The organism is Microbulbifer sediminum (assembly GCF_021729035.1).
Classification (GTDB): Bacteria; Pseudomonadota; Gammaproteobacteria; order Pseudomonadales; family Cellvibrionaceae; genus Microbulbifer; species Microbulbifer sediminum.
In genome coordinates this window covers 75,128-86,526 of the sequence record NZ_JAJSAP010000003.1, presented here as the reverse complement: position 1 = coordinate 86,526, position 11,399 = coordinate 75,128, and the positions used below count along the sequence as shown (strand labels likewise).

Annotated in this window: 8 protein-coding genes; 4 read left to right on the top strand and 4 right to left on the bottom strand. The window is 56.0% G+C overall.

The window, feature by feature from the left end; all coding sequences use genetic code 11:
- The first annotated feature begins 1 nt into the window (after position 1).
- On the top strand, positions 2-640 hold the full coding sequence (locus tag LVD11_RS05510) for a hypothetical protein (protein WP_237057156.1): 639 nt from the start codon (positions 2-4) through the stop codon (positions 638-640).
- 343 nt (positions 641-983) lie between these two features.
- Here the strand turns inward: LVD11_RS05510 and LVD11_RS05505 are convergent, their stop codons facing one another.
- Positions 984-1,976 (bottom strand): transposase, encoded by a 993-nt coding sequence (locus LVD11_RS05505; RefSeq protein ID WP_237057155.1) that lies wholly within the window; start codon positions 1,974-1,976, stop codon positions 984-986.
- Between the two features lie 943 nt (positions 1,977-2,919).
- Here LVD11_RS05505 and LVD11_RS05500 point away from each other — a divergent pair.
- Complete coding sequence (locus LVD11_RS05500) at positions 2,920-3,489, top strand: hypothetical protein (protein WP_237057154.1); 570 nt, start codon at positions 2,920-2,922, stop codon at positions 3,487-3,489.
- Positions 3,490-4,283: 794 nt separating this feature from the next.
- Positions 4,284-6,125 carry a fibronectin type III domain-containing protein gene (locus LVD11_RS05495; RefSeq protein WP_237057541.1) on the top strand — a complete coding sequence of 614 codons (1,842 nt, stop codon included), beginning with the start codon at positions 4,284-4,286 and terminating at the stop codon, positions 6,123-6,125.
- Between the two features lie 150 nt (positions 6,126-6,275).
- Here LVD11_RS05495 and LVD11_RS05490 read toward each other — a convergent pair whose 3' ends face one another.
- The gene (locus LVD11_RS05490) at positions 6,276-6,872 is read right to left on the bottom strand and encodes a GNAT family N-acetyltransferase (protein ID WP_237057153.1); all 597 of its coding nucleotides are present in this window, start codon (positions 6,870-6,872) and stop codon (positions 6,276-6,278) included.
- Positions 6,873-7,355: 483 nt separating this feature from the next.
- On the opposite strand from LVD11_RS05490, the gene LVD11_RS05485 reads away from it, so the two are divergent.
- Positions 7,356-8,696, top strand: coding sequence for a DEAD/DEAH box helicase (locus tag LVD11_RS05485; RefSeq protein WP_237057152.1), 1,341 nt, complete (start codon positions 7,356-7,358; stop codon positions 8,694-8,696).
- 46 nt (positions 8,697-8,742) lie between these two features.
- On the opposite strand, the gene LVD11_RS05480 is transcribed toward LVD11_RS05485, so the two are convergent.
- Together LVD11_RS05480 and ectB are read right to left on the bottom strand one after the other, a co-directional pair.
- Positions 8,743-10,101 (bottom strand): aspartate kinase, encoded by a 1,359-nt coding sequence (locus LVD11_RS05480; protein ID WP_237057151.1) that lies wholly within the window; start codon positions 10,099-10,101, stop codon positions 8,743-8,745.
- Between the two features lie 2 nt (positions 10,102-10,103).
- Complete coding sequence (gene ectB, locus LVD11_RS05475; RefSeq protein WP_237057150.1) at positions 10,104-11,381, bottom strand: diaminobutyrate--2-oxoglutarate transaminase; 1,278 nt, start codon at positions 11,379-11,381, stop codon at positions 10,104-10,106.
- Positions 11,382-11,399: the final 18 nt, after the last annotated feature.

Sequence of the window (11,399 nt, the reverse complement as noted above, 5' to 3'; positions counted from 1 at the left end):
AATGAAACTTGTTAAAAGTTCTATCTTATTTTTTCTGATTCTTAGTGCTGGTTGTAGCGCCAGCACGGCGTCGGCAGACGTATGGTCTTGTTATAGCCCGACAGCATCGGGCGTCACTATCGAGGCCGTATCAAAAGTTAATGGGGAAATCGATAAGATAAAGGTGCCTCCAGTTAATTTCATCTGTTTAGAGAGCTTACTTTCGGTTAGTGCAAATGGTTCTCATGAGTTTGTTGTTGGTGTGCCGTTTAAGTATATAAAGAATAGAGGTGAGTATAAATTCAGGGTTGACCCTAAAGACTTTACCCTCGTAACAGATGACTCTGAATCTAAATTGCGTGATTTTGAAGAAATAAAATTTTCCTCTGAGGATGGTGGAGATTGGGGGATTTTTAGATCTAAAGGGCGTGCTGGTTTTGTGCAGCGCTTGAATGATGATCGAATAAATCTAAGCGCGGGTATTAATAACGCGACTGGCGTAATTTATTTCTTTAACCTCAATAAGGAGCAGTTTAATTACCAGGCACTATATGCTGATTTCCAGCGCAAATGCGTTTGGTCTGAGTGGCCTGGGATTAGCAAGCTTGTTTGGGGCGGCTGGAAGGTATGCGAAGTTTTCCCTGGGATCGATAATCATTGAAGGTAGTATAAAAAGGCAGAGTATAAAAGGGACACCCATAAATAAGGCAGAGTAAGCAGAGTATAAAAGGGACACCCATAAATTAGTTAATTGGAGACAAATTACAAGAGTATAAAAGGGACACCCATAAATTAGTTAATTGGAGACTAAAAATAAAAAGGACACCCATAAAGTGAGTGATTGAGCAGAAGTCAAGATGGCTTCTGCTCCAGAATTCTGGGCAAGCAGTATTTTCTCGCGAAAGTAAATAATTTGTGGAAGCTCGCGCCATTAGGCATCTGCTGATGCACGGGGTTTCTCGCATCAGGCATGCGATGACGCTATTTGAAAGCGTAGTTATCTTTTACGTGACGGAAGGTGGGGACAGGTAACGCTCGCAGTCGCGAATACCGTGCACCCATCGTTTACCCAGCTGCTCGCAGGCCTGGCGCACAGCATGGGCACTACCCACCAGGCTCTTGAAGCGGCTCTCAAAGTTACGGTTCAGGTATAGCCAGTGCCTGGGGTCGATTTGTAGGCGCTCGAGGATGGGCGGTAGCTTGCCGTCGACAGCCCCGCGTTTATCCTCCCGCAGGCTGCGTCCACTCCAGTCCACCAGTTCCAGGTAGTCTGAAAGGCGGAAGGGTATGCCCTCAGGCATGGATTGCCGGGGATTGCCCGCGAAGGGGAATAGCCGTTCAGGCTGATGGCCACCCTCCCTGACCGCACCAATGCGCCGCTGGACAGAGGTATAGTCGGATGCTTCCGGTGTCTCGGCCATCCTGGCCCGGATTGGGTTCAGATCCACGTAGGCCATGCAGGCTGCCAGTGCCCGTTCATCAAGCAGTGCCTGGGATTTGAAACGCCCCTCCCAGAATCGACCGGTGCACCGGTCTTCCCGGTTGGCCTCGCGGGCAATGGACTCGTTGAGATAGCGCATAAACCAGCTGATGTCGGTAAGGCGCGCGCGCCAGCTCTCCGCGACCTCAGCAAGGCGGGCAAGCTCAGCCGCGCCCAGGGCGTCTCCACGGACGAAGCGCTGGGAAAGGCTCGAACCCTTAAATAGCTGATGCCAGCGCTCCACTACTTCGTGAAGCTCCCAGTCAACCGCTTGTGGGGAATTAACGTACAGCACCACATGGTAATGGTTGCTCATCACGGCATATGCACAGATCTCCAGCGCAAATATACGGGAGAGTGAGAGTAGCCTGTCCTCAATCCATTGCCGACGGTGCTCGAAGCACTGCCCGGTACGATCGTCCCGCCCGCACAGGAAGGCACGTCGCACGCAACGTGACACACAGTGATAGTATGGGGTGGTTTCCGGGCAGATCAGAGTCTTACGCGGCCTTGTCATCGATAGATAGCAGGTTGCTGGATGAATAAACAGTATTCTGCATAAGTGAGTTAAGAGTGCAACAGGCGGGGCGCAGGATTTTCTCTATTTGATGGGTGTCCCTTTTTCCTCTCCCCCTTTTTCCTCTCCTTTTTCCTCTTTTCTCTATTTGATGGGTGTCCCTTTTTCCTCCCTTTTTCCTCTCTATATGTGTTCGACTCATCCGGGCGGTATGTGGTCTACAGGTATTTCGAAGATGGGCGTGAGAAAAAATATGAAGACCGCTCTCAAGTATACAGATATCAAAACCTGTTAGTGAGGCAGGGTGCTCCTGCTGGAAAATGGGGTAGGTATTTTGGTGAAGCTTTGGGTGTTGTAACGGGGGAAGGGCAGCAAACTATATGCCCTGTGGAATATTATCGAAATAGCTCTACATGCGATAGCTATGTTGCGCCAGTAAATAAATATTCACGTTGGCACGCCCTGAACTATTTGCAGCTAAAAATGAGTGATGAGATACGGCCGATATATTTTGCTGGTCGGGAGATCTCGCTTCCTGATGTTGCACAAGTCGAGTGGGTTAATTGAGTCTGCCCCTTTGATGGGGTTCGACTTCGATAGGTGGCTTCCAACCTTGTTGTTTGCCACTTTGCGATACGCCTGCCAGGAGGCCGTCCAGCCTGCATGTTTGTCAAATTCGGAGCGAAGTGAAATTTTGACAAATCGAGCGCGCAGTCGATTGGTCCGGCTGGTTTCCGATCGATATTTCACCCAGGAGCTTGCCCCCCCCCCCCCCCCGGGAAAGGTGTTGCTCTTTTGTGGGTCGATCTGTAACCCGTCTATGGCAACAATGGTCCTAATGTATTTGTTATAGTGCTTTAGATGGTATGTCGCGGCCTGAGTTGGTCGGAGGTCACAAAAAGCCAGAAATGTTCTGGCAGCCTGTTTTCGCCTGGTAAAGGAAGTGCAGAAGGTAATTATGTTAATTAAAAATTTCGTGAGCAGTTTGGCTGTATTTGTGCTGCTTGGTGTGTCCGGCGGATGTTACTCAAATACACCGATAGAGTTGCAGAACGGCGCTTCTGTTGATAATTGCAGCGACTACAATGAAGCCCGCAAGCAAAGTAAGATAAAAGAGCAGTCAAGAAATGTTTCAATTTCATCTGAATATCTGAGTTGTTCTCTTCTGCCTGAAGTCGAGCCAATTGTTGAGGCGGAGAGCATATTAAAGCTGATAAATAGGAAGTTAAAGGTCCGGTCTATTCCTACCTCTCTGGGCATGTCAGTAGGGAGGAAGGATACATTTGAAGCGGCAGGAGCAGTGCTAAATGCTGACAAACAGGCGCTAGAGATTGTCAGTGACGAAAGAAACTTCAAGATTTTTCTGAAGGGAAGACTTAATGGCAAGCTGCTGGTATGGGTTGTAGATGAACTTTCTCAGGGGGCCTATAGATCTTACTATCCTGCCTTGTTAAGTGTGTCTGAAGATGAAGAGTCAGTTTTGGTGTCTTCATTTTATGAAAGTGGTTTCTAGAGTAGATCAAAGGAATAGGTGCGGACACAAAATATGATTGCTGTCAGGTTGGTGTGTTGACATCAATTTGGCCCTGATAGAGCTTTTACCTCTATAGAGCCTGGCCATCAAGACAGGACTCTTTGATGGGCGCGTTTTTCAAAGGAATAGACATTGAATAATTGAGGTCAGGTCAAAATTGTGGTGCTTAGATCCTCGGTCTATTTATCTGATCTACCTCTCGCTGGCGAAGCGTCATTAATCCGACGCAAATCGACGCTCGTATTGTACAGTAATGTACTCATTTCCAAGTAAAAGCCATTCTTCCAGCGACTTTCGGATCTACTCAACCATTGGCATATCCGCGTGATGTTTAGACGCGCACGATATCATTCGTGGCGCCGCTTGGTGATCAATTCGGGCCGGGCGGCCTCGATCAGCCTCCTCCTCCCTCTCCGGCTCTCTCCCCCCGAAAAACGAATGGGCTGTACCCCGGCTCCTCGGTCCCTCTGATATTGGGATTATAGAGGGCAGTCTTGACGGTACCTGAAAGGAAGGGCAGTAGCCGGTACGTCAGAAAGTGTGACGCAGTTACCATTTTGGGGCTCTTAACTAAACGCTTGTCCCAATACGCGGATAACGATGGAGAGGCATTGTTCCGGGTGTGCGGCTCTCGGCTGCTGACCGAATGGGAGGCGATCGGTTGGAGTGTTTAGCTGCGCCCGCATGAAGCCGGCTATTGATTGCATGTCCCGGGTGGGATGAGACAGCCAGCCGGAAAAGATAACAAAAGTTTTTTGAGCTGAGAGCGCAGTATGAAATACGCACTATTTTTATCTTTGTTGTTGGCCCTTGCCGGTTGCGGCGGGGGTGGCTCCGGTGGTGGGGATGCCACATCCAACCCGCCCACGAGTGGTTCCGATGGGGGTTCAAACGGGGGCACCGATGGCGGCTCAGACGGAGGGGCTGATGGGGGCACTGATGGGGGCACTGATGGAGGTACCGATGGAGGTACCGATGGTGGCGGCACCGATGGGGGCGATACCGGCAGTGACCCGGAGCCGCTGGGTGCACCTGCCGATCTCACGCTGACAGGTACCAACGGGAACAGTGTCAGCATCCAGTGGGTGGACATGTCGGACACAGAGGAAGAGTTCGTGATCGAGCGGAAGCCTGAGGGCGGTACCTTCGCCCGGATCGCTTCTGTCGGTGCCGAGGTGGAAGAGTTCACCGATACCGAACTGGCCTATCAGACCACCTACATCTATCGTGTATATGCCGCCAACAGCGAGACTGTATCGGAATACTCCAACGAACTCACCGTAACCACCGGCGAAAATTTCCAGGAAAACGCGTGGATCCGCACCTACCCCGGTGCCAATGCCGATATCACGCCGAAGGAGATTCTGGCGTTCGACAACGGCGATTACCTGGCCGTGGGCCAGTCCAACTTCCAGACCCAGTACTTCCGGCTGGATAAGTTCGGCCAGGTGGTCTGGGCGAAAGAGTTGTCGCAGAATGCGAATGGAGGCCGTGTCGACTTCGGCGGCGTGGTGCTCGCATCCGATGGAAACCCGGTATTCCTGTTGAATGTTCGCCGTTACACCGATACCTACCAGAAGCAGCTGATAAAGGTCAGCGCAGCCGATGGCAGCAAGCTGTGGGAAAAGCACCTGAAGGACGATGCCTTCACTGAAGGGCCTACCTTCAGCGAGCTTGAAGCCCTGGATGAGAACGGCGATGGGGTAACCGATGCCTTTGTCGCAGTGGGGCGGCAGAATTCGGTTGAGGATTTCTTCGACATCATCAAGGTTTCCAGCCTGGGAGAGCTGATCTGGGCCCGGCGCTACACGGCGGATGTGCTCGGTGTACCCACTGATGTGCTGCAAATAGCTGACGGCAGTATTTACGTGGCTTTCGACCGTGCGGAAACCAACTCGCTGCCGCAGTTGTTCAAACTGGACGTCCACGGGAACCTGCTGTATCAGCGAAAGTACCCGATTCTCGATACCAACTATCATTTTTCCGCACGGCTGGTGGAGGTTACCGATCCGGAGAACGCAGCAGAAATCCTGCTGGTGGGTACTGCCGACTTCGACCCAGAGGCGGCGGTGGACCTGCGCCCGGTAGTGGTGTCGCTGGACAGCCTGGGAAATGTCGCTGACAGCTATCGTTATACCGAGTCCGTACTATACGGTGACGTGAAGCGGGTGATTGCGGCCCCCAGTGGTGATATCTGGATGCTGGGCTCTGGTGCGGGTGGGTTTTGGGCCTCGAAGATGGGGCCGAACGGGTTGGTCCAGCAGCACCTGAGTGTGGCGGTAAGCGCTGAATTTTATGGAGAGAGCATTACGCTGGCAGCGGACGGGGAGCCGGTGGTGCTGACCAAGAATGGCTTCACCAATCACTATTCCCGTGCGGATCGCGGTGACCTGGCGGTATGGCGCTTTGCTCCCGAGGCAACGTTCGCTTTCGAGGAGGGTTACAGCGGCACTATTACCGACGTAACGGTAGGCCAGGAAAGCGCCAGCCCGCAGACCCCCGCAGAGACCGCACTCGTAAGCGAGGCAGGCCCCTACACTACGGAATCATTCGACCTGACCCCGGCACTGGATTTCGAGCTGGGTGTTATCACCATCGCCAACGGCACAATGTAAACGGGCTGGGCGGGTGGGCTATGAATGAGGTCGCCCGCCTCAACCGTAAAATGTGAGAGAGAGGTTGGCAATCGAGTAACAATCAATTTTTGAAAAGTCGCCTGCCCCGGTTCTCCCGGGCCGGGATAAGCGGAGGTTGCCAGCAGGGATTCAGTGCCTTACTTTCTCCCGGCTGGTTCCGGCGGCCGCCTCCTTGCTCACCAGGTAATCCGGATGCAGGTACTTGGTGTAAGTCAGCAGGGTGTAGTCGTGCGGATCCGCATGCGCTTGGAAGCCCATGGCCCGCGCCAGGCGTTCACCATGGTGGTTTTCCGCCGATTCGATTGAATAGATTTCATCAAGCCCGTGGCCGCTGGCGATCCTGGTCAGGCGGTCGAGCAGGGTGCTGCCCAGTCCCTGGTGTTGCCAGTCGTCTGCAACGACCACCGCGCATTCACACGCATGCCCGCTGGCATCGCAGGCGTAGTGGGCGACCCCCACCGCCCTGGGGTCCGTGTCCGGGTCCGCAATTGCGATCAGGGCCTCGTGTATGTTGTGGTCATTGTCGGTAAGCAATGACAGCAGTTTGTCGGTGACCTTGCAGTTCCCCCCCAGGAAACGGTCGCGTCGCAGTTCCGGGGACAGGCCTTCGAAGAGTTGCTTTTCCAGGTCACCATCGGCTCTGCAAACGGCACGAATTTGCACGACCCGCCCATCGTCAAGGGTGACGGTCTCGGGATGGAAGTTTTCACAGTAATAGGCAGACATTATCGAAGCCTCCCGCTGCCCCGCACAGCTTTCCAGAATTGTTAAATCGTAAATTCCATATGTACGACTTTATGACCCTAGCCGGCCATACCTGAAGCCTAGGCTCCGGCCTGTGTCGCACAAAGTCCCGCTGGACCTATCGATAACAGTGGAAATAGAAAATCCTTCTGTGCCCGCCCGTGGGACAGCTCAGCAGAAAAAAGAACTTACCGGTCACTTTGCTTGTGTTATAGTGCCCGCGCTGGTGGCACACCAGCTGCGTCATCTGTAGGTCGCCGGTCTTCCCTGCGACATCCTCCCCGGAATACTTTCCCAAAAGTCTCCCCTGGAACCACTACTGAATGCCGCACCGAACCGGTTGATAATTTCCCGGTCACACGACGGCAGAGCGAAACGATCCTCTTCGTGATCTCTGGTTTTCCCCGATGTAACCGCCTGGGGCGGGCATCTGTCGGTCGCGCGCGACGCGACCTGAGGACTGATATGTTATTTGAAGAACTGGGCCTGGCCGACGAGCTGGCCCGCGCGGTAGCTGAACAGGGCTACGAAAAACCCACCCCGATCCAGGCGCAGGCCATTCCTGCAGTGATGCGCGGTGGCGACATTATGGCGGCAGCCCAGACCGGTACCGGCAAGACCGCCGGTTTTACCCTGCCGCTGCTGCATCGCCTGATGCAGGGCAGCAAGGCCCGCAACAAGCAGGTCCGTGCGCTGGTGCTGACACCGACCCGCGAGCTGGCAGCGCAGGTATTCGACAATGTGCAGCTGTACAGCAAATACCTGCCGATGAAACACGCCTGTGTGTTCGGCGGGGTGAAAATCAACCCGCAGATCTCGCGCCTGCGCGGTGGTGCGGACATCCTGGTGGCCACTCCCGGACGCCTTCTCGACCTGCATGGCCAGGGCGCCATCCGCTTTGACGAGCTGGAGGCGCTGGTACTGGACGAGGCCGACCGCATGCTGGACATGGGCTTTATCCACGATATCAAGCGCGTGCTGAGACTGCTGCCGGAACGCCGCCAGAACCTGTTGTTCTCGGCCACCTTCTCGCCTGAGATCCGCCAGCTGGCGAGGGGCCTGGTGCACGACCCGGTGGAAATCGACGTGAGCCCGCGCAACAGTACGGTTGAGTCTGTTCGCCAGACGCTGCACCCGGTGGACAAGGCGCGCAAGCAGAAGCTGCTGAGTCACCTGATCCATGAGAACGGCTGGCACCAGGCACTGGTATTCAGCCGCACCAAGCACGGCGCCAACCGGCTGGTGAAGCAGCTCGAGGGTGATGATATCCGCGCGGCTGCGATCCACGGTAACAAGAGCCAGAATGCCCGCACCAAGGCACTGGCGGATTTCAAGAACGGCAAGGTGCAGATCCTGGTGGCGACGGATATTGCCGCCCGCGGTATCGATATCGACCAGTTGCCGCAGGTGGTGAATTTCGACCTGCCCAATGTGCCGGAGGACTACGTCCACCGTATTGGTCGTACCGGTCGCGCCGGTGCCCGTGGCCAGGCCGTGTCGCTGGTCAGTGCGGATGAAATCAAGCAGCTGCGGGATATCGAGCGCCTGATCAAGAAGCCGATCCAGCGCGAGGAGATCGAGGGTTTCGAGCCCGACCACGCGCTGCCGGAATCCGGTCGTGCGCCGCGCGGCGGCAAGCCTGCAGGCGGGAAGCCTGGTAATGGCAGGTCAGGCAACAGCAAGCCCGGTAACCGTCGTGGTGGCCAGGGGCGTGGTAACGGAGGCAATCGTTCCGACGCCCCCCGCAGCGACAGCCAGCGTCCGCGCCGTCGTCGTCGCCCGTCCCGGTCGACAGAGTCGGCCTGACGGGCGTGGCAGGGGCTAACCTTGTGTTCGCCCCTGCCGGACTGCCTCAGCCAATCAGCGCCCGGTAGAGAATTTTCAGGGCGTCGTCCGCCACCGACTGTTGCACACCAATATGGAAGCAGATCTGTGACGGGCTCTGGTCGATCATCTCAATCGGGATATGGGACTTGCCCAGCGCGCTCAGCGCATCGACGATGGGGTAGGAGTTGCCCTGCAGTCCCAGCCCTACCGCCGTCAGTATCGACAGGTTGTAAACCACATCCATAAAGTCCGGTTCAAGCTGCTGTTCGATACGCCGGCGCAGGTCGTTGATGACGCCGGTCAGGTCGTCCTGGTTGACCACCACGGCAATATCGTCCTTGTCCGTGGGAAAGTGAAAGGTCTGGATGCCAAACTCCCGCAGGATTCCCAGCAGGTCGGCCGTGAAACCCACTTCCTCCCCGAGCATGTCCCTTTCCAGATAGAGATAGGCCACGCTATCCAGGCGGGCGACGCCCACCACCCCCTCTTCAGGCACGCGCTCTGAGAGGATCACCGTACCGCGGTCCCCGGGGGCGTTGGTATTGCGAATATGGATGGGGATCTTGTGTTCCTTGCAGGGCAGCATGGCATTCAGGTGAAAAACATTGAAGCCCTTGCTGGACAGCAGGCGGATCTCCTTGAAGGTCAGGCGCGGGATGGCCCTGGCCTCCGGCACCAGGCGCGGGTCGGCCTCGAACACACCGCTGACATCCGTCCAGTTTTCATAGCTGCCCGCGTGCACGCCCTTGGCTATTTCGCCGCCGGTAAGGTCGGATCCGCCGCGGGAAAACACCGCCACTTCGCCGCTTTTGGTGACGCCGTAAAAGCCGGGCACCACGATGATCTTGTCACTGTTGGCCAACTGCCGGATGTTGGTGTAGGCCTCCTCGAGCAGCCGCGCATTGAGGAATTCCTCGCTCACCACGAGCCCGAAATCCTCGGGCAGGCCGACCTCAGCGTCCATGCCCGATTGGCGGAAATACTCGGCGATCAGCCGCGCGTTGTAGTGCTCACCCCGCGAGGCCAGGAAGGCTACCCGTCGGTCTCCCCGCAGCTTGCAGTCCAGGTCCTGCTTCAGTGACTCGATGATCTCTTCAGCGGCAATTTCCAGTTGCTCCATGATCTCGGTAAAGCGGCCGGTGACCGCAAGTTTGCTGTCTGCAACCGGGATATTGATGCGCTGTTCACGAAAATGGGCGCCGTCGGTGGCGATATTGATCAGGTGGTCGGTCAGCTTCTGTTCGCCGGACTCGCTGCGCCCGGGGGCGGACACCACCACGATACGCCGGCGCTCGTCCCCGGTGACGATACTGCGCACTTTTTCGATCTGCCCGGCGTTCGCCACTGAGCTGCCGCCAAACTTGCTGACAATGATGTCCGGCATGTTCAGAGCCCCTGGCCGCCCAGGGCTTTCCGGCGTTTTTCGACGACACTGCCGAGGGCGTCATCGATGATCCCCATACCTTCGCGCAGGAGGTCCTCCTCAATCAAAAGCGACGGCAACAGTTTCAGTACCTGGTCCCGGTCGCCGGCTGTCTCGATCAGCAGGCCCCGTTCGAAGCATTCCGCGGACGCCGTACTTGCGACACCGCTCTGGGGTAGCTCGATCCCCCACACCATGCCCAGTCCGCGGACACTGGCCTCCAGCTCCGGGTATTTCTCGGCAATGCGCTGCAGCTCTTCCTGCATCAGTTCGCCATTGCGAACCACGACATGGGACAGGTCGTCGTTGTCCCAGTAGCTGAGTCCCTCGGTGGCAGCGATAAACGCCAGGTTGTTGCCGCGGAAGGTTCCGGTGTGTTCTCCCGGCTGCCACTGGTCGAGCTCGGAGCGCAGCAGCAGCAGTGCCATGGGCAGGCCACCGCCGATGGACTTGGACAGGGTGACCATATCGGGATAAATCCCGGCCCGCTCGAAACTGAAAAATGTTCCGGTGCGGCCATTACCCACCTGGATATCGTCGACGATCAGCAGAATGTCGAATTCACGGCAGAGGGATTCGAGTTTTTTCAGCCAGTCGATACTGGCCACATTGATGCCGCCCTCTCCCTGCACCGTCTCAAGAATGATGGCCGCGGGCAGGTCGACACCACTGCTGCCATCCTCGAGGAAGCGGCGCATGTAATCGATGGTGTCCACGTCGGGGCCGAGGAAACCATCGTAAGGCATGAAGGCGGTGTTGCTGCGGGAACCGTAGGTTTCATCCTTGTAATCGTAGTTGCCGGTGACTGCCAGAGAACCCAGCGTCAGGCCGTGATAGCCATTGGTGAAGGTGATGATGTTGGAGCGTCTCTTGACCATTCGCGCGAGCTTCATCGCTGTCTCTACGGCATTGGTACCCGTAGGTCCTGTGAATTGCACCTTGTAGTGCAGGTTGCGCGGCGCGAGGATCGTATCCCGTAGCTTGGTCAGGAAATCCCGCTTGGCCACCGTCGCTTTGTCGAGCCCGTGGACGATGCCGCCGCGTTTCAGGTACGCGATCATGGCCTCCGTAATTTGCGGATTGTTGTGGCCATAATTGAGCGTCCCGGCGCCGGCAAAAAAGTCCAGGTACCGTTTGCCCTGTTCATCGAACATCTCAGAGCCGTGAGCCGTATCGAAAATGGTGGGGAAGGAGCGCACATAGCCGCGCACTTCCGATTCCATCTCTTCAAAAATTCGCATGGGCTGCTCCTCTGCACC

Coding starts and splice junctions, on each gene's coding strand:
- LVD11_RS05485 (WP_237057152.1), top strand. CDS start 7,356: ATGTTATTTGAAGAACTGGGCCTGGCCGACGAGCTGGCCCGCGCGGTA.
- LVD11_RS05480 (WP_237057151.1), bottom strand. CDS start 10,101: ATGCCGGACATCATTGTCAGCAAGTTTGGCGGCAGCTCAGTGGCGAAC.
- LVD11_RS05490 (WP_237057153.1), bottom strand. CDS start 6,872: ATGTCTGCCTATTACTGTGAAAACTTCCATCCCGAGACCGTCACCCTT.
- ectB (WP_237057150.1), bottom strand. CDS start 11,381: ATGCGAATTTTTGAAGAGATGGAATCGGAAGTGCGCGGCTATGTGCGC.
- LVD11_RS05510 (WP_237057156.1), top strand. CDS start 2: ATGAAACTTGTTAAAAGTTCTATCTTATTTTTTCTGATTCTTAGTGCT.
- LVD11_RS05505 (WP_237057155.1), bottom strand. CDS start 1,976: ATGACAAGGCCGCGTAAGACTCTGATCTGCCCGGAAACCACCCCATAC.
- LVD11_RS05495 (WP_237057541.1), top strand. CDS start 4,284: ATGAAATACGCACTATTTTTATCTTTGTTGTTGGCCCTTGCCGGTTGC.